This is a genomic window from Kutzneria viridogrisea DSM 43870, from assembly GCF_000525635.1.
Taxonomy (GTDB): Bacteria; Actinomycetota; Actinomycetes; order Mycobacteriales; family Pseudonocardiaceae; genus Kutzneria; species Kutzneria viridogrisea.
The window spans coordinates 1,552,149-1,575,541 of the sequence record NZ_CP007155.1 but is presented as its reverse complement, the minus strand read 5'-3'; the positions used below and the strand labels follow the sequence as shown (position 1 = coordinate 1,575,541).

The 23,393-nt window shown below is 71.8% G+C and carries 9 protein-coding genes and 1 pseudogene; 5 read left to right on the top strand and 5 right to left on the bottom strand.

Going from position 1 to position 23,393, the window contains the following annotated elements:
- Window positions 1-6: 6 nt before the first annotated feature.
- From KALB_RS07265 to KALB_RS07250, 4 genes and pseudogenes are all read right to left on the bottom strand, one after another.
- Window positions 7-4,734 (bottom strand): type I polyketide synthase, encoded by a 4,728-nt coding sequence (locus tag KALB_RS07265; RefSeq protein WP_025355061.1) that lies wholly within the window; start codon window positions 4,732-4,734, stop codon window positions 7-9.
- 32 nt (window positions 4,735-4,766) lie between these two features.
- Window positions 4,767-14,972, bottom strand: a pseudogene (locus tag KALB_RS07260) (SDR family NAD(P)-dependent oxidoreductase); the annotation flags it as partial.
- 217 nt (window positions 14,973-15,189) lie between these two features.
- Window positions 15,190-16,236 (bottom strand): alpha/beta hydrolase, encoded by a 1,047-nt coding sequence (locus KALB_RS07255; RefSeq protein ID WP_025355059.1) that lies wholly within the window; start codon window positions 16,234-16,236, stop codon window positions 15,190-15,192.
- A gap of 58 nt (window positions 16,237-16,294) precedes the next feature.
- The gene (locus KALB_RS07250; RefSeq protein ID WP_025355058.1) at window positions 16,295-17,620 is read right to left on the bottom strand and encodes a cytochrome P450; all 1,326 of its coding nucleotides are present in this window, start codon (window positions 17,618-17,620) and stop codon (window positions 16,295-16,297) included.
- Between the two features lie 122 nt (window positions 17,621-17,742).
- Between KALB_RS07250 and KALB_RS07245 the strand changes: the two genes are divergently transcribed.
- Window positions 17,743-18,555 carry an SAM-dependent methyltransferase gene (locus tag KALB_RS07245; protein WP_025355057.1) on the top strand — a complete coding sequence of 271 codons (813 nt, stop codon included), beginning with the start codon at window positions 17,743-17,745 and terminating at the stop codon, window positions 18,553-18,555.
- Between the two features lie 153 nt (window positions 18,556-18,708).
- Window positions 18,709-19,965: a GGDEF domain-containing protein gene (locus KALB_RS07240; RefSeq protein ID WP_148309383.1), complete on the top strand. Its 1,257-nt coding sequence runs from the start codon at window positions 18,709-18,711 to the stop codon at window positions 19,963-19,965.
- On the opposite strand, the gene KALB_RS07235 is transcribed toward KALB_RS07240, so the two are convergent.
- Entirely contained in the window at window positions 19,950-20,747 is a 798-nt protein-coding gene (locus KALB_RS07235; RefSeq protein ID WP_025355055.1) for a hypothetical protein, read from the bottom strand. The two genes, KALB_RS07240 and KALB_RS07235, sit on opposite strands and share 16 nt — an antisense overlap.
- Window positions 20,748-20,933: 186 nt before the next feature.
- Between KALB_RS07235 and KALB_RS07230 the strand changes: the two genes are divergently transcribed.
- The 3 genes from KALB_RS07230 to KALB_RS07225 all read left to right on the top strand — a co-directional run bounded on the left by KALB_RS07230 (window position 20,934) and on the right by KALB_RS07225 (window position 23,378).
- The gene (locus tag KALB_RS07230) at window positions 20,934-21,224 is read left to right on the top strand and encodes a hypothetical protein (RefSeq protein ID WP_042220284.1); all 291 of its coding nucleotides are present in this window, start codon (window positions 20,934-20,936) and stop codon (window positions 21,222-21,224) included.
- Window positions 21,211-21,342, top strand: a complete 132-nt coding sequence (locus KALB_RS49770) for a hypothetical protein (protein WP_268872239.1) — start codon at window positions 21,211-21,213, stop codon at window positions 21,340-21,342. Before KALB_RS07230 ends, KALB_RS49770 begins: the two co-directional genes overlap by 14 nt.
- Window positions 21,343-21,443: 101 nt before the next feature.
- Window positions 21,444-23,378: a glycosyltransferase family 39 protein gene (locus tag KALB_RS07225; RefSeq protein ID WP_025355053.1), complete on the top strand. Its 1,935-nt coding sequence runs from the start codon at window positions 21,444-21,446 to the stop codon at window positions 23,376-23,378.
- Window positions 23,379-23,393: the final 15 nt, after the last annotated feature.

The window sequence follows — 23,393 nt, the reverse complement described above, 5'->3', positions numbered from 1 at the left end:
AGCCGGTCAGGCGATGCCCAGTTCCTTGTCGATGAAGTCGAAGACGTCGTCGGCCGAGGCGGCCTCCAACTGGTCGGCCACGGCCGCACCGGCCCCGCCGCTCACGGTCTCCTTCAGCCGAGCCACGATCGCCTGCAACCGCGAGGTGATCCGGGTGCGCTCGATCTCCTCGGCGGGCAGGGCGGCCACGGTCGCCTCCAGCCGGTCCAACTCGGCCAGCACGGGGTCCACCGCCGCGCCGCCGCCCTGGCACAGCTCCGCACGCAGGTGCTCGGCCAGCGCCGCGGGGTTGGCGTAGTCGAACACCAGCGTGGCGGGCAGCCGCACCCCGGCGGTCGAGCCGATCGCGTTGCGCAGCTCCACCGCGGTCAGCGAGTCGAACCCCAGGTCCTTGAAGGCACGACCCGGGTCGACCGCCGAAGCGCCGTCGTAGCCCAGCACCCCGGCTACCTGGGTCTGCACCAGTTCGAGCAGGGTGCGGGTCTGGTCGAACTCCGACATGGTGGCGAGCTTGTCCGCCAGCTCGGTGGACTGCTCGACCTCGCCCTCGGCCAGGATCGCCTGTACCTCGGGCAATCCGCGCAGCAGCGGGCGTGGCCGGGCGAGGCTGTACGCGGGGGCGAACCGGGTCCAGTCGATGTCGGCGACCACCAGGTGCGCCTCGTCCTGGTCCAGGGCCTGCTGGAGAGCGCTGATCGCGAGCTTCGGCGGCATCGCGGGCAGGCCCATCCGAGCCAGTTGCGCGCTGTCGGCCTCGGCTGCCATGCCGCCGCCACCCCAAGCGCCCCAAGCGATCGAGGTCGCCTTCAGCCCACGGGCCCGCCTGCGCGCCGCGAGCCCGTCCAGGAACCCGTTGGGGCTGGCGTAGGACGCCTGGCCGCCGCTGCCCCAGGCCGCCGCACCGGAGGAGAACAGCACGAACGCGTCCAGTTCCCGGTCGGCGAGCAGTTCGTCCAGGTGCACCGCGCCCGCGATCTTGGCGCGGCCGACCTCGGCGAAGTCGGGCAGCGTGCTGTCCGCGAGCTTGGCCTCCTCGTGCCGCACCCCGGCGGCGTGCAGCACGGCGGTGAGATCGGGCAGGGTCTCCAGGAGTTGTTCCAGCGCCTCACGGTCCGCGACGTCACAGGCCGCGATCGTCACGCGTGCACCCAACTCGGCCAGTTCGGCCTCAAGTTCCGCGGCTCCCGGAGTGGACGACCCTCGACGACTCGTCAGCACGAGGTGCTCGGCCCCGTTCGCGGCCAGCCAGCGTGCGACCGACCCGCCGATGGCCCCGACCCCGCCAGTGACCAACACGGTGCCACGCGGGCGCCACCGCTGTGCCGAGCCGCTGCCCTGCGGCGCGCGGACCATGCGGCGCGCGAGGATCCCGCGGGGGCGAATCGCGCAGGCGTCCTCGCCCTCGGTCCCTGCCAGCACCGCGATGAGCCTGCGCACGGCGATTTCGTCCACAGTGGACGGCAGGTCGACCATGCCGCCCCAGGTCTGCGGGTGGTCGAGCCCGAGCACGGTGCCGATCGCCCACAGGGCGGCCTGCGTGGGGTCGGCCGCCGCGTCCTCGGTGACGGCCTGGACCGTGGCGCACCACAGCGGGGCCGTGATCTCCGCGTCGCCGAGGGCCTGCACCAGGGTGATCGTGTCCGCCTGTCCGCAGGACATCGTGGGGTGCAACGGGTGCGGGCGATCGTCCAGGGCGAGCAGGGACAGCACTCCGTCCAACGGCTGGTCGGGCAGCAGCTCACCCAGCCGGGCCCGGTCCACCACGCTGATCTCCAGCGGCACGACCTGGGCCCCGTTCGCGGCCAGCCCGGCGATCACCGAGGCCACCGGCTCGGTGCGCAGCGAACCTTCCGGCACGAGGACCAGCCAGCTGCCGAACAGGCCGTCCACGGCGGGCTCGGCGACGGGCTGCCAGCTGATCCGGTACCGCCACCTGTCCACTTCGGACTTGTCGTGGTGTTGCTGCCGCCATGCGGAGAGCGCGGGCAGGACCTGTCCGAGTGCCGCGGGGTCAACGTCCAGCTCACCCGCCAGCGACTCGATCTCCTCCTGCTCCACAGCCTGCCAGAACGCGGTGTCGACCGGGTTGACGGAGGTGACTTCGGCGCTGTTCCAGTATCGCTGGCGTTGGAAGGCGTACGTTGGCAGGTCCACCCGGCGTGCTCCGGGAAACATCGCGGACCAGTCGACCTGTCGACCGCTGATGTGCACCTGACCGAGTGCGGTGAGCAGCGAGTGCACTTCGGGGCGGTCCTTGCGCAGTGCGGACACGAGTACCGCGTCGGGGGCCTGGGCCATCGCGGTGAGCACCCCGTCCGGTCCCAGTTCCAGGAAGGTCCGGACCCCCGCCGACCGCAGTGCCGTCACGCCCTCGTGGAAGCGGACCGCCTCCCGGACGTGCCTGACCCAGTACTCCGGGGTGCGGATCTCCTCGCCCGCGAGCGATCCGGTCACGTTCGACACCAGCGGGATCGCCGGGGCCGAGTAGGTCAGCTCGGCGGCGACACGGGCGAACTCCGCCAGCATCGGGTCCATGCGCGGCGAGTGGAACGCGTGCGACACCTTGAGCCGCTTGACCTTGCGCCCGCCGAACTGCTCGGTCACGGCGGTCACGGCCTCGTCGTCACCGGACAGCACAACGGAATCCGGCCCGTTGATCGCCGCGATGCTGACCCGCTCGGTGAGCAGCGGCAGCACCTCCTGCTCGGTCGCTTCGAGCGCGACCATCGCACCGCCGGTCGACAGCTCCTGCATGAGCCGACCGCGCGCGCCGACCAGCCGCGCCGCGTCCTGGAGCGTGAGCACGCCAGCCACGTGGGCGGCGGTCAGCTCGCCGATCGAGTGACCCGCGAGGTAGTCGGGCACAACACCCCAGGACTCGACCAGCCGGAACAGCGCCACCTCAACCGCGAACAGCGCGGCCTGCGTGTACTGCGTCTGGTCCAACAACTCCGAACCGTCGAAGATCACTTCGCGCAGCGGCAGCTCGAACTCCGCGCACACCGCGTCGAACGCCTCGGCGAACACCGGGAACGCCTCGTACAACTCGCGACCCATCCTGGGGCGCTGCGCACCCTGACCGGTGAACAGGCAGCCGAGCAACCCCTCGCCGGTGGCACCGCTTCGCACGTCCGGACTGACACCGGCAGTCGCCAGGGTGTCCAGACCACGGAGCAGGTGGTCCCGCTCGGTGGCGAGCACCACGGCGCGGCGCTCGAACGCGGTGCGGCCACTGGCCAGGGAGTAGCCCAGGTCGCTCAGGCCGATCTCCGGATGTTCCTCCACATAGGACGTCAGCACTCTGGCCTGTGCTGCCAGTGCCTCGTCCGTGCGGGCCGAGACGACCACCGGCGTGATCGCCAGCGGCGCGCCGGGCTCCTGCTCCGCGGCCTCGGGTGCCTGCTCGACGATCACGTGGGCGTTGGTGCCGCTGATGCCGAACGAGGACACGCCCGCGCGCCGTGCCTGCCCGGTCTCCGGCCACGGCCGAGCCTCGGCCAGCAGCCGCACGTTGCCCGCCGACCAGTCGACGTTCGGCGTGGGATCGTTGGCGTACAAGGACTTCGGCAGCACGCCCGCGCGGATGGCCATGACCATCTTGATGACCCCGGCGACACCGGCCGAGGCCTGTGGGTGGCCCATGTTGGACTTGATGGAACCGAGCCACAGTGGACGGTTGTCGGCGCGCTCCTGGCCGTAGGTGGCCAGCAGGGCCTGCGCCTCGATCGGGTCGCCCAGCTTGGTGCCGGTGCCGTGCGCCTCGACCACGTCCACCTGCGCGGCCGACAGCCGGGCGTTGGCCAGGGCCTTGCGGATAACTCGGCGTTGTGCCGGTCCGTTGGGCGCCGTCATGCCGTTGGACGCGCCATCCTGGTTGACCGCCGAACCGCGCAACACGGCCAGCACGGGGTGGCCGTTGCGCTGGGCGTCCGACAACCGTTCCACGACAAGGACTCCGGCCCCCTCCGACCAGCCCGCCCCGTCCGCCTCGGCGGAGAACGAGCGGCAGCGGCCGTCGCGGGACAGCGCGCGCTGGCGGCTGAACTCGATGAACAGCTGCGGGGTGGACAGCACGGTCACGCCACCGGCCAACGCCAAGGTGCAGTCCCCGTTGCGCAAGGCCTGCGCCGCGAGGTGCAGCGCCACGAGCGAGGAGGAACAGGCCGTGTCCACGGTGATCGCGGGTCCTTCGAGCCCGAACGAGTAGGCGACGCCACCGGACACGATGCTGCCGCCCGAGCTGCTGTCCACGTAGTCATGGTGCATGACCCCGCAGAACACCCCGGTCTGGCTTCCCTTGAGCGTGCCGGGCTCGATGCCCGCGCGCTCCAGCGCCTCCCAGGAGGTCTCCAGCAACAGCCGCTGCTGCGGGTCCATCACGGGTGCCTCACGCGGCGAGACGCCGAAGAAGGTCGGGTCGAAATCGCCCGCCTCGTAGAGGAATCCGCCCTCGCGCGTGTAGCTCTTGCCGGGCTGCCCTGGTTCGGGGTGGTAGATCGCGTCGGTGTCCCAGCCCCGGTCCTCCGGGAACTTGGAGACCACGTCGGCGCCCTCGCACACCAGCCGCCACAGGTCCTCCGGGGAGCGCACGCCCCCGGGGTAGCGGCAGGCCATCGCCACGATCGCGATCGGCTCGCGCGCCTGCTCCTCGACCTCGCGCAGCCGCCTGCGGGTCTGCTTCAGGTCAGCCGTGGCGCGCTTGAGGTAGTCGCGGAGCTTGTCGTCCTCGGCCATCGCGGATCACCCAATCTCACTGCGGTAGCTGGTCACGAGATGCCCAGTTCGTTGTCCAGCACGTCGAACAGCTCGTCGTCGGTGGCCGAGCCGTAGTCGGTGTCCCCGTCCTGGGCCGGGGACGGTCCATGCGCCTGCCGCCAGCCGTGCAGCAGTGCCTCCAGCCGGGCGGTGATCCGCTCGCCCTCGCCGTTGGGCGAGGTCACGGCCGCCAGCGCCGCCTCAAGCCGCTCGAACTCCGCGAGCACCGAGCCCACCCCGTCGTGCTCGGGCACGAGCTCGGACTTGAGGAATCCCGCCAGCACAACGGGTTCCGGGTAGTCGAACACCAGGGTCGCGGGCAGCCTGAGGCCGACGGCGGTGCCGAGCGCGTTGCGCAGTTCCACGGCGGCCAGGGAGTCGAAACCGATCTCCCGGAACGCCCTGGTCGGCTCCACCTGCTCGGCCCCGGCGAAGCCGAGCACGGCGGCGACGTGGCCGCGCACCAGGTCCAGCAGGAACCGGTCACGCTCCACATCGGACATCGCGGCGAGCTGAACCGCCACGGGCTCGCGGCTTTCCCCGGCCGGGGTCGTCCTGCGCGCTGGCACGCGGACCAGGCCACGCAGCAGGGCCGGAACCCCGTCGGGACGCGTCCGCAGCGCGGCCAGGTCCAGGCGGATCGGTGCGGTCACGGCTTCCGCGCCCAGCGCCGCGTCGAACAGCGCGAGACCCTCGTCCACGGAGATCGCTGGCATGCCCAGCCTGGCGAGGCGTTGCCGCGCGGCCTCGTCCAGGTCACCGGCCATGCCGCCGCGCTCGTCCCAGAGGCCCCAGGCCATCGAGCTGGCGGGCAGGCCCTGCGCTCGGCGGTGCTGTGCCAGTGCGTCGAGGAACACGTTGGCCGCCGCGTAGTTGCCTTGCCCCGCACCGAGGAGCAAGCCAGCGGAGGACGAGAACAACACGAAGTGCTCCAGGTCGGCGGTCAGCTCGTGCAGGTGCCACGCCGCGTCCACCTTGGGGCGCAACACCGCGTCGACCTGCTCCGGAGTCAGCGCGGAGATCACCGCGTTGTCGGCGACACCAGCGACGTGCACGACGCTGCGCACCGAGTGTTGCGCCAACAACGAGGCGACCGCCTGCCGATCAGCCGTGTCGCAGGCGGCCACGGTCACCTCGGCGCCGAGCGCGGTCAGCTCCACCTTGAGCTGCTCGCCACCGCCGCGCCGACTGGCCAGCACCAGCTTGCGCACGCCGTGCGTGGTGACCAGGTGCTTGGCCACCAACCCGCCGAGCGCGCCGGTACCGCCAGTGATCAGCACGGTGCCGTCCGGGTCCCAGGTCGAGTCGGCGTCCGAGCCGGTGCGAACCAGTCGCGGCACGCTCACCTGTCCTTGACGCACAGCCAGTTCCGGCTCACCCAGCGCCGCGAGGGCGGCGGCCGAGGACACGTCGTCGGTGTCCACGAGCACGAACCGGCCCGGGTGCTCGGCCTGCGCGGAACGGACGAGTCCCCACACCGCGGCAGCAGGCAGGTCGCGGAGGTCCTCACCGGCCAGGGACACGGCGCCGTGCGTGGCGATGACCAGCGTCGAGGTGGCGAGCTCCGGGCGGGACAGCCAAGCCCGCAGCAGGTCCAGCACCTCGCGCACGGTTCGGCGAGTCAGGTCGGGGACCTCGCCGGTACCAACGGGCAGCGCGAGGACCGCCACCTCAGAACTGTCCACAGTGGTCAGATCGGGTGCTTCCGCGTCGAGCACCACCGCGGCTGGGGCTTCGACCGTACCGGGATGGATCGGTGTCCAGTCCAGGCGGAACAGCGAGTCGTTGCCACCGAGCTGCTCGGCGGACACGGCGCGGGCGACCAGTGCCCGCACGGAGATCACCGGGGCGCCGGTCATGTCGGTCATGGCCAGGGTCACGGTGTCCTCACCGTTGGGCGAGAGGCGGACCCGCACCGAGGAGGCGCCCGCCGAGTGCAGGGCGACGCCGTTCCAGGAGAACGGCAGCACGGTGCGCGTGTCCTCCTCGTCGAGCAGATCGGCGTGGAACGCCGCGTCCAGCAGGGCCGGGTGCAGGCCGAACTGTTCGGCGCCAACACCTTCAGGCAGGCAGACCTCGGCGAACACCTCCTCACCGCGCCGCCACGCCGCCCGCAAACCCTGGAACACCGGGCCGTAGCCGTAACCACGTGCGGCGAGCCGGTCGTAGACCTCGTCCATGGGCAGCGCCACGGCGTCCTCCGGCGGCCACACACCCAGGTCGAACGGCTCCGGCTGCCCAACCGCCAGCAGTCCGGAGGCGTGCCGGGTCCACTCGGTGTCGGCCGCCCGCGAGTAGATCTCCAGGGACCGCCGCCCCGACTCGTCCGGGCCGCCCACGGCCACCTGCACGGCCACGGCCTCGCGCTCGGCGAACACCAGCGGAGACTCGATGGTCAGTTCCTCCAGCACCGAGCAGCCCACCTGCTCGCCAGCGCGCATCGCCAGCTCGACGAAGCCCGTGCCGGGCAACAACACCACGTCCATCACGACGTGGTCAGCCAGCCAGGACTGGGTTTGCAGCGAGAGCCTTCCGGTCAGCAGCGCGCCACCGGAGCCGGGCAGCTCCACCGCGGCGCCGAGCAGCGGGTGCTCCGCGGGGACCAGGCCGAACCCGGTGGCCTCACCCAGCGCCGTGCCGGACTCCAGCCAGTACCGGCTGCGCTGGAAGGCGTAGGTCGGCAGCGCGACCCGCCGGGCACCGCGGTTGGCGAAGAACGCGGTCCAGTCCACGGGTACGCCCTGGGCGTGCACCGAGGCGAGGGCCGTGACGGTCTCACGAAGTTCCTCGCGATCACGCCGCAGCACGGCGGTGAAGCTCGCCTCGCCCGTGACGCACTCCTGCCCCATCGCCGACAGCACCGCGTCGGGCCCGAGCTCCAGGAACGTCCTGACACCAAGGCCTTCCAGATGCCGGATGCCGTCACAGAACCGGACGGCCTCACGCACGTGGCGGACCCAGTACTCCGGGGTGCGCAGCTCGTCCCCGGCCAGCGAGCCGGTCAGGTTCGACACGATCGGGATCGTCGGCGCGGCGTAGGTCAGCGTGGCGGCGATCTTCCCGAACTCAGCGAGCATCGGCTCCATGCGCGGTGAGTGGAACGCGTGCGACACCGTGAGCCGCCTGACCTTGCGCCCCTCAGCGGTGAGTCGGCCCGCGAGCTCGACCACGGCCTGCTCGTCACCGGAGATCACCACGGAGTTCGGCCCGTTCACCGCAGCGATGCCGACCCGCCCGGTCAGCCAACCGGCTACTTCGGACTCGGTGGCCTGCACGGCGATCATCGCTCCGCCCGCGGGCAACTCCTGCATCAGCCTGCCCCGTGCGGCGACGAGCGCGACCGCGTCGGGCAGGGACAGGACCCCGGCCACGTGTGCCGCCGCCAGCTCACCGATCGAGTGCCCGGCGAGGTAGTCCGGCCTCACACCCCAGGAGGTCACGAGCCGGAACAGCGCCACCTCAACGGTGAACAGCGCGGCCTGGGTGAACACCGTCTCGTTCAGCAGTGCGGACTCACCGCGGATCACCTCGCTCAGCGGGCGGTCCAGGTGCTGGTCGAACTCCGCGCACAGCTCGTCGAAGGCGGCGGCGAACACCGGGAAGTGCGCGTGTAGCGACTCACCCATGCCGAGTCGCTGGGAGCCCTGCCCGGTGAACAGGAATGCGGTGCGGCGGTCCGCCGCGGTGCCGGTGACCAGTCCCGGAGCGGGCTCACCGGCGGCCAGGGCGCGCAGCCCACGGAGCAGCTCGTCACGGTCTGCTGCCAAAACGGCGGCCCGCTTGCCGAGGGCGGCACGCGTGGTTGCCGCGGAGAGGGCGACATCGAGCACCCCGACCGACTCGCTGTCCACATAGGACACAAGTCGGGCCGCCTGCGCACGTAGTGCCGTGTCGGTCCGGCCGGACACGACCACCGGGACGAGCTCATCGTCAGCGGGCACCAGGGCGGGCTCGGTGGTGCTGCCCTGCTCGATGATCGTGTGTGCGTTGGTGCCGCTGATGCCGAACGAGGAGATCCCGGCTCGGCGCGGGCGTCCGGTCTCCGGCCACGGCTGGGCCTCGGTCAGCAGTTGCACCGCGCCCGCCGACCAGTCCACGTGCGGGGTCGGCTCGTCCACGTGCAGGGTGCGGGGCAGCACCCCGTGGCGCATGGCCATGACCATCTTGATCACCCCGGCGACCCCGGCCGCGGCCTGGGTGTGGCCGATGTTGGACTTGATCGCGCCCAGTCGCAGCGGCTCGGCGCGGTCCTGGCCGTAGGTCGCCAGCAGGGCCTGCGCCTCGATCGGGTCGCCCAGCCTGGTCCCGGTGCCGTGCGCCTCCACGACGTCCACTTCGGACGGTGTGAGGCCCGCGCTGGCCAGTGCCTGGCGGATCACCCGCTGCTGGGAGGGACCGTTCGGGGCGGTGAGACCGTTGGAGGCCCCGTCCTGGTTGATCGCCGACCCGCGCACCACCGCCAGCACCTCGTGCCCGTTGCGCCGCGCGTCGGACAGGCGCTCGACCAGCAGCAGGCCAACGCCCTCGGCCCAGCCGGTGCCGTCCGCGGCCCCAGCGAAGGCCTTGCAGCGGCCGTCGGCGGACAGCCCGCGCTGGCGGCTGAAGTCGATGAACGTGTCCGGTGTGGACATCACGGTGACCCCACCGGCCAGGGCCAGCTCGCACTCGCCATTGCGCAGGGCCTGCGTGGCCAGGTGCAGTGCCACCAACGAGGAGGAGCAGGCCGTGTCGATGGTGACGGCCGGTCCCTCCAGGCCCAGCGCGTAGGCGACCCGGCCGGAGACCACGCTGCCCAGCGTGCCGTTGCCGAGGTAGCCCGCGACCTCGGCGGGCACCTGGCCCAGCTTGCTGCCGTAGTCGTGGTACATGACCCCGGCGAACACCCCGGTCCGGCTGCCCCTTGCGGAGACCGGGTCGATCCCGGCCCGCTCGAACGCCTCCCAGGCCACCTCCAGCAGCAGGCGCTGCTGCGGGTCCATGGCCAGTGCCTCGCGCGGGGAGATGCCGAAGAACTCCGGGTCGAACTCGGCCGCCTCGTGCAGGAAGCCGCCTTCCCGGGTGTAGGTCCGGTCGGGCACCTCGGGGTCCGGGTCGTAGATGCCCGCCACGTCCCAGCCGCGGTCGTCCGGGAACTGGGAGATGCCGTCCACCCCGGCGTGCACCAGCTCCCACAGCTGCTCGGGCGAACTCACCCCGCCCGGGTAGCGGCAGGCCATGGCCACGATGGCGATCGGGTCGTCGTCCACAACGGACACACGGGCGAGCTCGGCCGCGGGCTTGTCCTTGGGCACCAGGGTTTCGAGCAGGTGTGCCGCCAGGGCCCTGGGCGTCGGATAGTCGAAGATCAGGGTCGCGGGCAGCCGCAGCCCGGTGGCGGCGCCCAGCAGGTTGCGCAGTTCCACGGCGGCCAGCGAGTCGAAGCCGATCTCGGTGAACGGGTGGTGCGGCTCGATCGCCGCGGCGCTGTCGTGGCCGAGCACCGTGGCCACGTTCGCGCAGACCAGGTCGAGCAGGTACCGGTCCTGTTCGACGGCGGGCAGGCCCGCCAGCGGCAGCACCGCGTTGGCGGCCTGCCCAGAGCTCGCGGTGCGGCGCTTGGCCGCGGGGGCGAGGCCGCGCAGCACGGCGGGCACGCCCTCCGGCCGGTTGCGCAGTGCCGCCAGGTTCAGCCGGATCGGCAGCACGGCGGCGTGGTCGAGTGCCAGCACCGCATCGAACAGGGCCAGACCGTCCTCATCGGACAGTGCACCCACCCCGAAACGTTTCATCCGCTGGAGGTCGGTCTCGGACAGGGTGGCCGCCATACCGCCGCCGCCAGCCCATGGCCCCCAGCCCAGGGAGACGGCCGGGAGCCCGCGCGCCACCCGGTACTGGGCCAGCGCGTCCAGGTACGCGTTCGCGGCGGCGTAGTTGCCCTGCCCGGCCGGTTCCAGCGTGCCCGCAGCCGAGGAGAACAGCACGAATCGTTCGACGTCACCGAGCAACTCGTGCAGGTTCCAGGCCGCATCCACCTTGGGCCGCAACACCGCGTCCAGGCGTTCCGGGGTGAGCGAGCCGATCACCCCGTCGTCCAGGACACCCGCGGTGTGCACGACAGCACTGACTGAGTTTTCAGCCAGGACGGCTCGCAGCGCTTCGCGGTCGGCGACATCGCAGGCCAGGACCGCACGCCCCTCGACCTCGCCTCCGCTGCGGCTGACCAGCAGCAGGTCCTGCACCCCCGAGTCGATCAGGTGCCTGACGACGAGCCGCCCCAAGGCCCCCGTGGCGCCAGTGACCAGTACGGTGCCGTCCGGATCCCACGCCAAGGGCTCGGCGGGCGATGCGACGCGGGTCATGCGGGGCACGAACACCTTGCCGTCGCGGACCGCGATCTCCGGTTCGCCAGCGGGCAGCTCCGCGGGCAACTCCCCTGCCTCGTCCAGGTCCACCAGCACGATCCGGCCCGGGTTCTCCGCCTGCGCGGCCCGGACGAGCCCGCACACCGCGGCGCCCGACAGGTCGGTCAGCTCCTCGCCGGTCGCGCACCGGGTGACGATCACCAGCGTCTCGTCGGCCTCACCGGCCAACCAGTCCTGCACCAGAGCCAACACGCGGTGCACCTCGGGGCCGACCTCGCCGCCACCGGCGGTCTCCACGCGCAGGCCGCCCGCAAGGCCAGTGCCCGTCGCCAGCGGGGTCCACACCACGCGGAACAGCGCGTCCCTGGCCACCGGCTGGCCGCTCGCCATGGGCCGGGCCACCAGCGACTCGACGGTCGCGACCGGGGCGCCCGTGCCGTCGGCCAGATCGAGTGACACCCCGTCGGCGCCGACGGAGGTCAGCCGCACGCGCAGTGCCGAGGCGCCAACCGCGTGCAGGGCAACGTTCTTCCAGGCGAACGGCAGCGTGACGGCGTCCTCGGTGCTGAGCAGGCCCGCGGCGTGCAACGCGGCGTCGAGCAGCGCGGGGTGCAGGCCGTACGAGGTGGGCTCGACCTCCTCCGGCAGCACCACCTCGGCGTACACCTCCTCGCCACGGCGCCAGGCCGCCCGCAGCCCCTGGAACGCCGGGCCGTAGCCGTACCCCTGCCCGGCAAGCGTGTCGTACCAGTGCTCGACCGGCACCGCGGTCGCACCCTCCGGCGGCCACGTGCCCAGGTCGGCCGGTGGCGCCGAGTCCCCGGCGCCGAGCAGCCCGCTGGCGTGCCTGGTCCACGGCTCGTCCCCGGCGCGGGAGTGCACCGACACGGGTCGGCGGCCGGTGTTGTCCGGCCCCCCGACCGCGACCTGGAGCCGCACCTGGCCGTGAGACGCCAGTACCAATGGCGACTCCAGTGTCAGTTCTTCCAGCACGGGGCAGGCCACGTGGTCACCGGCGCGGATCGCCAGCTCGACGAAGGCGGTGCCGGGCAACAGGGTCGTGCCGGAGATGACGTGGTCGGCCAGCCAGGGCTGGGTGTCCGCGGAGAGCCGTCCCAGGAAGACCACGCCCTCGGACTCGGGCAGTTCCACGGCAGCACCCAGCAGCGGGTGGTCGGTCGAGGTCAGGCCGGGGTCCAGTTCCGCCTCGTCCAGCCAGTACCGCTTGTGCTGGAACGCATACGTGGGCAGGTCGAGGCGGGCCGCGCCGCGCCCGGCGAAGAACTCCGCCCAGTCCACGGCAACCCCGCGCTGGTGCAACCGACTGATCGCCGTGGTCAGCGTTTCGACCTCGGGGCGTTCCTTGCGCAGGGCCGACACGAGCGCGACCGAGTCCGGGTCCACCGAGTCCTGGCCCATCGCGGACAGCACCGCGTCCGGGCCCAGCTCCAGGAAGGTCGTCACGCCCTCGGCGGTCAGGCAGCGCACGGACTCGCCGAACCGCACCGCCTCGCGCACGTGCCGAACCCAGTACTCGGGGGTGCACAGCTCAGGACCGGCCAGCGCGCCGGTCACGTTGGAGACCACCGGAATCCTCGGCGAGGAGTAGGTCAGCTCGGCGGCGAGTTCACCGAATGCCTCGAGCATCGGGTCCATGCGCGGGGAGTGGAACGCGTGCGAGACGGTCAGCCTGCGGGTCTTGCGGTCCGCGAAGTGCGCGACCACGGCCTCGACGGCGTCCTCATCCCCGGACACCACAACGGAGTCCGGCCCGTTGATCGCCGCGATGCCCACCCGCTCGGTGAGGTGCGGGGTGACCTCCTGCTCGGTGGCCCGCACGGCGACCATCGCCCCGCCGGGCGGCAGGTCCTGCATGAGCCGACCGCGAGCGGTGACCAGCCTCGCCGCGTCGGCCAGGGACAGCACCCCGGCCACGTGCGCGGCGGCCAGCTCGCCGATCGAGTGCCCGGCAACGAAGTCCGGGGTGAGGCCCCAGGACTGGACCAGCCGGAACAGCGCGACCTCGACCGCGAACAGGGCGGCCTGGGTGAACATGGTCTGGTTGAGCAGGCCCGACTCGTCGTTGAAGACGATCTCCCGGATGGGCAGCTCGAACTGGGCGCACACCTCGTCGAAGGCCGTGGCGAAGGCCGGGAACGCGGCGTACAGCTCGCGGCCCATGCCCGCGCGCTGCGCGCCCTGCCCGGTGAACAGCACCGCCAGCCGGCCCTCGACGACCTCGGTGACGGCCAGTTTTTCCAGTCCTGCCACCAGTTCGTCACGATCGGCCCCGACCACGAACGCACGGTGCTCCAGTGCGGCCCGAGTGGTGGCCAGTGAGTAGGCCAGGTCCAGGGGCCGCAGGTCCGCCCGCTGGGCCAGGAACCCGCGCAGTCGCTCCGCCTGGGCGGCCAGCGCCTGCGGGGTCTTGCCGGACAGGACCCAAGGCACCACGGGGGTCGTGACAACCGGTTCGTCCACTTCGGACTCTTCGGCGGCCGGTCCCTGTTCGAGCACGAGGTGTGCGTTGGTGCCGCTGATGCCGAACGAGGACACGGCGGCCCGGCGCGGGTGGTCGGACTCGGGCCAGGGCACCGGCTCGGTGAGCAGCCGCACCGCACCGGAGGTCCAGTCCACGTGCGGGGTCGGCTCGTCAACGTGCAGGGTCTTCGGCGCGAGGCCGTGCCGCATGGCCATGATCATCTTGATCACGCCGGCCACCCCGGCGGCGGACTGGGTGTGGCCCAGGTTGGACTTGATCGACCCGAGCAGCAGCGGCTCGGCGCGGTCCTGGCCGTAGGTCGCCAGCAGGGCCTGCGCCTCGATCGGATCCCCCAGCGTGGTCCCGGTCCCGTGCGCCTCGACCACGTCCACCTGGTTCGCGGTCAGTCGCGCGTTGGCCAGCGCCTGCTGGATCACCCGCTGCTGGGAGGGACCGTTCGGGGCGGTGAGACCGTTCGAGGCCCCGTCCTGGTTGATCGCCGACCCGCGCACCACCGCCAGCACCTCGTGCCCGTTGCGCCGCGCGTCGGAGAGCTTCTCCAGCACCAGCAGGCCAACGCCCTCGCCCCAGCCGGTGCCGTCGGCGGCGGCCGCGAAGGACTTGCACAGCCCGTCGGCGGACAGCCCGCGCTGGCGGCTGAAGTCGATGAAGGTCTCCGGGATCGACATGATCGCGACCCCACCGGCCAGTGCCAGCGTGCACTCGCCCTGGCGCAGGGCCTGCACCGCCGAGTGCACCGCGACCAGCGAGGAGGAGCAGGCCGTGTCCACGCTGACCGCGGGCCCCTCCAGACCGAGCACGTAGGCGACCCGCCCGGAGGCCACGCTGCCGGAGGTGCCGTTGCCCATGTAGCCGCTGACGTCCTCGGGCACCGAGCGCAGCCGCAGCGCGTAGTCCTGGTACATCACGCCGAAGTACACGCCGGTGCGGCTGCCGCGCAGGGACAGTGGGTCGATGCCCGCCCGCTCGAACGCCTCCCAGGACGCCTCCAGCAGCTGCCGCTGCTGGGGGTCCATCGCCAGCGCCTCGCGCGGGGAGATGCCGAAGAACCCGGCGTCGAACTCGGCCGCGTCACTGAGGAAGGAACCCGACCGCGTGTAGGTCTTGCCGGGCACACCGGGTTCGGGGTCGTAGATGGCGTCGAGGTCCCAGCCGCGGTCGGTGGGGAAACCGGCGAGGTCGTGACGGCCCTGCGCGACCAGCTGCCACAGGTCCTCCGGTGAGCGGACCGCTCCCCCGTAACGGCAGCTCATACCGACCACGGCGATCGGCTCGAAGTCCTTCTCCTGGGCCTCTCGCAACCGCCTGCGAGCCTCGCGGAGATCGGCGGTCGCTCGTTTGAGGTACTCGAGAAGCTTTTCCTCGTTGTCCACTCAGTCACCCCACTGAAAACGCCTCGCCGAGCACGCCAGCACTGTCCGCACGCTACGGAAACCCCAGGTCGGGGGCCAACCCCTACCGAGCCCCACAGTCAGCGCGAAACCACCCCTGAGCCGGGCGCACAACCGCGCGCGGCCACCCCTGCCGAATTGCGCGCGCAAAAAAGCCGCCGCGCCGATAATCGACGCGGCGGCGGTGTCGCGACTGGTATCAGATGCCGAACTCCCCGTGCAGCCAATCGCGGGTGGCGTCCCGGTACTGGGCGGCGTTGCGGTGCAGGGCCAGGGAGTGGCCCGCCCCGGGCAGCACGTAGGTGGACAGCTGAGCGGCCGGGTTGTAGTACGGGGCCTCCTGGGCCCGCAGGGCCTCGGCGTTCGAGCAGTCGTGCAGGGCGAGCACCCCGCAGAACAGGACGTCCTGGGAACCGACCGCCTGGAGGACCGGCACGTCGATGCCCAGGGTGGTGGGCAGCACGATGCCGAACACGGCCACGGTTCCCATGCCCGGCACGGAGACCTGGTCCTTGGTGGCCTCGTCGGCGGCGATCACCTGCGGGTCGGCGTCCTCGGCCGCGTAGAACAGCGGGGCCCGCGCGCCGGGTTTCGTGGTGAAGTACAGGGGATCGCTGCCCAGCCTGCTCAGCGAGGAGTCCAGGAACGCGGGTTGCAGCCCCAGTGCGGCGCCCACCGCGAGCACGGGCAGCGCGGGCAGGTGCGTGATGCCGGTGAGCACGACCCCGTCGACGTCGTGGTACGTGGCGGCTTCCGCGGCGACCACCCCGGAACCGACCGAGTGCCCGACGATCACCACGCGGGCGAAGGACGTGCCGCCGACGTGCCCGGCGCGCAGGTGACCCACCACTTCGTGCAGGGAGGCCGCGCTGACCCCGATCAGCAGCGGCAGGCTCGGCGGCTTGCTGCTGGCGCCGGACCCCAGCTCGTCCACGGCGAAGGTGGCGTAGCCGTGCCGGGCCATGTCGCGCTGGTAGGAGTAGTTGTCCGGGTCGTAGGGCAGATCCCAGTACGTACGGTTGTACGTGCCGCCGTGCACCAGCAACTGCACCGTGCCCGGCGCGGGTCCCTCGGGCAGGCAGAGCTGGCCGTGCATGCTCGCCGGGGCACCGCCGGGACCGGTCACCGGCAGGTCGGTCTCCGAGCAGGTGGCCGAGCTGGCCCCGGCCTGGGGCGCCGCGAGGGCACCGCCGAGCAGAGCGAGGCAGGACAGCAACGAGACGGTCAGCTTGGGCAACAGCCTCACGGAGACGACCTTCCTGGATCGGGACGCTGTGGGCGGAGCAGGACAGTACACCCGGTGATCACCCATGCCTTGGCAGCACCGTCATCGGCAGCTGGTTGGGCTGCGCGGTGGCCTTCACCTTGGCGTACACGGGTTTTCCCGGTACCGGCACGAGCCGCCAGCGGGCGCCGACCGTGGCGGCCACCGCGGTGATCTCGGCCTGCGCGAGCAGGTGGCCGGGGCAGAACCGGGCGCCCGCCCCGAACGGCAGGTAGGCGCCCCTGGGCAGTGCGGCGGCACGCTCGGGGGCCCAGCGGTCGGGGTCGAAGCGCCCCGGGTCGGGGAACCAGCGCGGGTCCTGGTGCAGGGTGTGCTGGCTGACGGCCACCTCGGTGCCCGCGGGGACCCGGATCCCGCCCAGTTCAACGGGTTCCCGGGTGCGGCGCATCAGGATCAGCGGTGGGCTGCGGCGCAGCACCTCGTTGACGATGCGCTGGGTGTAGACCAGCTCGGACAGGTCGGCGAAGGTCGGCGGCCGGCCACCGAGCACCTCGTCGACCTCGGCGTGGAAGCGCCGTTCGATCTCCGGGTGCCGGCCGAGTTCGTGCCAGAACCAGGACAGCGCCACGGCGGTGGTCTCGGCCCCGGTGGTCAGGATGGTGATGACCTCGTCGTGCACCTGCTCGTCGGTCATGGACTCGCCGGTCTGCTCGTCGGTGGCGCGCACCAGCACCGAGAGCAGGTCGCCGCGGTCGGCACCCTCGGCCCTGGCCGCGAGCACCGCCTCGGGGATCACCTCGCGCAGCCGGGCGGCGGCCCGGTCGAAGCGCCGGTTGCCGGGGATGGGCAGCCGCTCCACCCAGCGCGGGGAGAAGGCGCGCACGAGCACGTTCTCCAGCAGCACCGGGATGCAGCGCTGGATCTCCGCGAGCACCTCGGTGCCCAGCTCGGCGGAGAACAGCGTGCGCCCGGCGATGCCCAGCACCAGGTCCTGCATGCGCCGGTCCACCGCGACCCGCTGGCCCGGCCGCCAGGAGTCGGCCAGGTCACCGGCCAGCCGGGTGATGGTCTGCTCGGTGTGGCGCGCGACCCGCTCGCGGTGGAACGCCGGCAGCACGAGCCGGCGCTGGCGCTGGTTGAACTCCCCGTTGGAGGTCGCCAGGCCGTTGCCGAACAGCGGGCGCATCTTGTCGAAGACGATGCCCTTGTCGAACTTGTCCGCCTCGCCCGCCAGCACGCGCAGCGCCAGCTCGGGCGTGGTCACCACGTACACCGGCAGCGGCCCGAGTCGCAGGCGCACCACCTCGCCGTGCGCGCTGAGCGAGCTGAGCAGCCGCAGGGGGTCGCGCAGCAGGGCGGCGCTGTGCCCGATCAGTGGCCACCGGCCCGGTAAGTCCACTGCCACGGGGCAACACCATAGGGATCGCGCAAGCCAGGTACGACCTTCCGGGCCAGACATGTACACGATCGAGCTACCGGCCGATCGACGGCCCACGGAGGCCTAAGCTGGCGGGCCGGAGGTGCGCGATGACCGGGGACCTGAGCTGGGTTCCGCCCGAGGTGGACCCGAACGTGCCGAGCCCGGCGCGGGTCTACGACTACTGGCTGGAGGGCGGGTACAACTTCGCGGCCGACCGGGCGCTTGGCGAGAAGATCGCCCGCATCATGCCCGGCATCCGCGACGCCGTGCGGCTCAACCGCTCGTTCCTGCGCAGGGCGGCGCAGCTGATGCTGGACGCGGGGATCCGGCAGTTCCTGGACATCGGTTCGGGCCTGCCCACCGTGGGCAACCTGCACGAGCTGGTGCAGCAGGCGGACCCGGACTGCCGCGTGGTCTACGTGGACCGGGACCCGATCGCGGTGGCGCACAGCCACCTGCTGCTGGCCGACAACAACCGGGTCGGGGTGTTGCAGGCCGACCTGCGTGACGTCAACGGGGTGCTGGACTCCCCGCAGGCCAAGCAGCTGCTGGACTTCGAGCGGCCGATCGGCGTGTTCATGTTGCTGCTGCTGCACTTCGTGCCCGACGAGTGGGACCCGGCCGGGATCGTGGCCGCCTACCGGGACCGGCTGGCCCCCGGCAGCCACCTGGCCCTGTCGCATGTGGCCGCCGACAGCGACTCGGCGGGCCTGGACGAGGCGATCGAGGCGTACAAGGACACCCAGAACCTGCCGCACCCGCGCACCCACGAGCAGGTGCTCGCCTTCTTCTCCGGTTTCGACCTGGTCGACCCCGGGCTGGTGGGCTGCGCGCAGTGGCGTCCGGACAGCCGTGGTGACGTCTCCGCCGATCCGATGATCAACGCCCTGCCCTACGCGGGCGTGGGCCGCAAACCCTGACCGCTCACCAGGTCTGTCCGCGCATGCGGGTTCGCCTCCTCACGATTGGCACAACACGCCAAATTCGCGCTGGTTGGGCCCGCTACCCGGTCGCCGGAGTGACGTGAGGTGAACGAGCGGTTACGTTGCCCGAATGGCAGGGGCTCGAAAACCATGATCGTGTCCGGTGGGCACCGGGACAATCCGGCAACAGGCCGACCGGGCTGGGCGCTGTGGCGGCAGGCCAACCGGCCGCTGGTCTGCTACGTGCTGGCCGTGGACCTGCTCGCCGCGGTGCTGACCGTCCGAGCCCTGCTCACCATCCCGATCGGCCTGTCCCAGCTGCTGCCGTTCCTGGTGCTGCTGGCCTGCGGCCTGCTCTACACCGAGGTCTCCCAACCGATCGAGCGCGTCCGCGAGCAACATGCGAGCAGTCCGCACATCGACCTGAACTCGGTGTGGATGTTCGCCGCGATCCTGTTGCTCCAACCCGGACTGGCCGCACTGGTCATCGCCACCTCCTACGGCTACCGCTGGCTGCGGGTGCGCAGGCACGTGGTGTACCGGCAGGTCTTCAGCGCCGCGGCGACCACGCTGGCCGCGTTCGCCACCTCGGCCGTGCTGGGGCTGCTCAGCGCGCGGCCATTCGCCGCGATGCCGCACGACGTACCCACCTTCGCCGCGGTCGTGCTCGCTGGGCTGGTCTTCCTGGTGTGCAACACGGTTCTGCTCACGGTGGCGGTGCGCGCGGCCACACCGGGCGGCACGGTGCGCTCCGCGCTCGGTTCCCGCGCCGACTACCTGCTGGAGTCGGCCACCATCGGGCTGGGCGTCCTGCTGGCCTGGGCCCTGGTGGACTGGCCGGTGGTCCTGCTGCTGATCGGCATGATCACGCTGGTGCTGCACCGCTGCGTGCTGATCCGGCAGTTCCGCGAGCAGGCCCGCACGGACGGCAAGACCGGGCTGTTGCAGGCCACGGCGTGGACCGACCGCGCAAGGGGTGAGCTGGCCCGTGCCGGCGCGAGCCTGCTGATGATCGACCTGGACCACTTCAAGCAGATCAACGACGAGCACGGGCACCTGGCCGGGGACGTGGTGCTGCGCGCGGTGGCCGACACGATCCGGGCCCAGGTGCGCGGGTACGACCCGGTGGGGCGGTTCGGCGGCGAGGAGTTCGTCGTGCTGCTGCCCAGGATCGACCGCGGTCGCGCCGAGTCGGTGGCCGAGCGGATCAGGCAGGCGATCCTCCTGCTGGAGGTCCGCCTGCCCGCCGCCACGGTCACCGGGCTGTCGGCGTCCATCGGGGTCGCCGTCTGCCCCGCGGCCAACGCCGTGGTGGAGCGCCTGCTGCACGTGGCCGACACCGCCCTGTACGAGGCCAAGAACTCGGGCCGCAACAGGGTGGTGAGCGCGGCTCACACCAGCTGGTAGCCCCGGTAGTTCCTGGTGAGCTGGTAGCAGTCGCGCAGCCCGGCACTGTTGATGCTGCGGTAGATCCCCCACTTGGGACGCAGGTAGTTCTTGCCCCGCCACAGGTCCACGGCGCCGGTGCGGTAGTCCACCACCGTGCGGTCACCGTCGCGCAGCGCCCAGCGCAGGTAGCCCCCGCTGTCGGCGGCCTTGAACTCCCACTCCACGTCGATCCACTTGTTCTGCAACGGCGCGTAGTCCACCGGCGGGTGGTGCGTGAAGGAGCCGTCGTCCGTCGCGGTGATCACCTCGATCGTGGGCCTGTCCTTCTGCCGCAGCGTCATCGTCACCAGCGGGCTGCCCACGTCGGGCACCTTGATCTGGAAGATGTGGCTGAACGAGGTGGTGGCGGTCAGCGCGGTGGGCCAGAACGCCTGGTAGGTGATGCGCCAGGTCTCGTTCTCCAGGATCTTCAGCGCGGTCCCGGCCTGCCGCAGGCCCTTGACCTCGTTGCGCTGCCGGTCCGGGCTGGAGTCGCGGTCGCGGGTGTGCATGTCGAAGCGCCAGTGGTCGTCCTCGACGTAGATGTGCTTGACCCCGGGGTGGGAGTGGGCCCGGTCGTCCTCCACGCCCTCGAACGCGTTGAGCCCGTCCCGCTTGGGGTCCGGGCTCCAGCGCAGCACCCAGTTCGCGCTCGGGCTGGCGGCGGCCCCCAGCGGTAGCGCCGCGGCCAGTCCCGTGGCCGCCGCGCCGAGCATGATCCCCCGCACCAGGTCGCGGCGGTTGATCAGTGGTGAGTTCACGCGTGCACTCCTCAGTTCAGCCACGGCGGTGCGTGGCGTGTGGTGCGGCGGCGTGATGAAAAGCTTTTCGACTCCAGTGTCTACCGGGTCTCCACCCCGAAGTCCACCCCTGGGAGGTGCTACTCCACCCGGACCCGCACCTAGCTTCTGCGGTGTTCACAAATGTGCACCGATGGGGGACCCACCATGAACCTCGCAGACTCCAGTCTGGAGACCGTCATGACCCTGCTGCTGATCCGGTTCGGCGTCATCGCCGCGGGCATCGCCGTGCTGGTCGTGATCGGCTTCACCGTGCTGGTCGTGCTCAAGCGCAAGGGCAAGCTCTCGCAGGCCCGCAAGTACATCGAACCCGTGGCGCGCTCGGTGGCCCAGAGCCGGGGCAACCCGAGGCGCCCGAGCCAGGGCGTGCTGCGGCGCACCGCCGCCCGCGCCGTCACCAACTACCTGGAGCGGGAGGACGACCATGGCAAGCGGTGAGTCGGTACTGGCCGAACTGCTCGTGGACTACCTGTGGAAGGTCGGCATCGTGGTGGTGCTGGCCCTGCTGGTGGGGATCGCGATGGTGGTGATCTGGCGCAAGGTCGGCAGCAAGTAGTCCACCCCCGGGTGGAGGCGGTAGTTCCATCCGCGCGCCGATTCGCCGGGGCGCCGATCTGCCTACCGTTCGTGCCGAGTCGAATCACTGGGGGGTGGGTCGTGACGGCCAAGTGGTCCCGGATCGCGCTGGGGCTGGTACTGCTCGCAGCCGCGCTGCTGTACGGATGGGCGTTGGGCGCCGACGGCAACTGGGGCAACCCGTACTACGCGGCGGCGGTGCGGGCCATGGCGCAGAGCCCGACGAACTTCGTGTTCGGGGCGCTGGACCCGCAGGGTGTGGTGACCGTGGACAAGCCGCCGCTGGCGCTGTGGCCGCAGGTGATCTCCACCTGGGTCTTCGGCTACCAGCCCTGGGCGGTGCTGCTGCCGCAGGTGGTCGAGGGCGTGGCCGCGGTGTTCCTGCTGCACCGCACGGTCCGGCACTGGATGGGCGAGCACGCGGGGCTGATCGCCGCCGCCGCGCTCGCGCTGACCCCGATCACCGTGGCCATCGACCGGGACAACAACCCGGACACGCTGCTCGTGCTGTTCCTGGTGGCGGCGGCCTACGCCTTCACCCGCGCCCTCGGCGCCGAGCACCGCACGCGCTGGCTGGTGCTGGCCGGGGTGTTCATCGGCTGCGGGTTCACCACGAAGATGTTGCAGGCGTGGGTGGTGCTGCCCGCGTTCGCGCTCGCCTACCTGCTCGGGGTCCGCGCGGTGTGGTGGCGCAAGCTGCTGGACCTGTTCGGGGCGCTGGTCGCGGTGGCGGTCAGTTCCCTGTGGTGGGTGCTGCTGGTGCAGTTCTGGCCAGGGCGCAAGCCGTTCATCGGCAGCAGCGGCACGGGCTCGGTCTGGGACCTGGTCATCGGCTACAACGGGATCGGCCGGGTGCTCGGCCAGTCCTCGCCCGGTGGCGGCAAGTCGGCCGAGTTCACCAGCCTGATGTCCATCGTGCTGTTCGGCGGGGTCCCCGGGCCGCTGCGGCTGTTCAACCCCTTGCTGGGCGGGCAGATCAGCTGGCTGCTGCCGCTGGCCCTGCTCGCGGTGCTCGCCGTCGCGGTGGTGCGCGGGACCGCCTCGCGCGCCGAGCGGGCCGGGTGGTGGTTGTGGGGCGGCTGGCTGCTCGTCGGCGCGCTGGTCCTCAGCTTCTCCGTCGGCACCTTCCACGCCTACTACACGACGATGCTCGCCCCGGCCATCGCCGCGCTGACCGGCGGGGGCCTCGTCCGGTTCTGGCAGTGGTACCGGCGGCCCAGCGGGGTGCTGTGGCTGGTGCTGCCCTTGGCCGTGGCGCTGACCGCGGGGTGGGCGTGGCTGCTGGTCGCCCGGGATCCCACGTGGCACGGGGAGTTGCGCTACCTGGTTGGCGCTCTGGGCGTGGTGTCCGTGGGCTGGCTCGTGCTCGGCCGGTTCCGGCTCGGCGGGGGACGTGTCGCCGCGGTGCTCGGGCTCGTCACGGTGCTGCTCGCACCCGGCGTGTGGTGTGTCGCCACGGCGATCGGGCCGTCCCAGGCGTTGATGGGCGCCAGCAACCCCACGGCGGGGCCGTTCGTGGTGCCGCCGTACTTCGTGCAGCAGTACGGGGAGCAGGCCGTGCCGTCGATCCGCGCGACCTTGCAGGGGCTCAGCGGGAACGCCGCGACCGAGGTGCACCTGAGCAACGCGGAGACCGAGGTGCTCGACTACGCCGCGACGCACTCGCGGACCCCGATCACGCTGGCGGTCGAGGGCGGCGCGGTGACCGCGGGCGACTACCTGGTCGCCGCGGACGAGACCGTCGTGGTGCTGGGCGGGTTCGAGGGGGTCGACCCGGCGCCCGACGCCACCGGGCTGTCCGGGTGGGTGCGGTCCGGCCGGGTGCGGTTCGTGCTGACGAGCACGGCCACCGAGCCCGGCAAGATCGACGTGCGGGACCTGTCCACGGTGTTCGCGGCGCTGGGCGGGCCGACCGAGGCCGCGCGGATCGAGTGGGTGCACCGCAACTGCGTGCGGGTGCCCTGGATCGTCGAGCAGGGGCGCGGCCTGTACGACTGCGATCCTGACAGCAGGTGACAGCTTCTCGGTGCA

Coding starts and splice junctions, on each gene's coding strand:
- KALB_RS07265 (WP_025355061.1), bottom strand. CDS start 4,734: ATGGCCGAGGACGACAAGCTCCGCGACTACCTCAAGCGCGCCACGGCT.
- KALB_RS07245 (WP_025355057.1), top strand. CDS start 17,743: ATGACCGGGGACCTGAGCTGGGTTCCGCCCGAGGTGGACCCGAACGTG.
- KALB_RS07240 (WP_148309383.1), top strand. CDS start 18,709: ATGATCGTGTCCGGTGGGCACCGGGACAATCCGGCAACAGGCCGACCG.
- KALB_RS07230 (WP_042220284.1), top strand. CDS start 20,934: ATGAACCTCGCAGACTCCAGTCTGGAGACCGTCATGACCCTGCTGCTG.
- KALB_RS49770 (WP_268872239.1), top strand. CDS start 21,211: ATGGCAAGCGGTGAGTCGGTACTGGCCGAACTGCTCGTGGACTACCTG.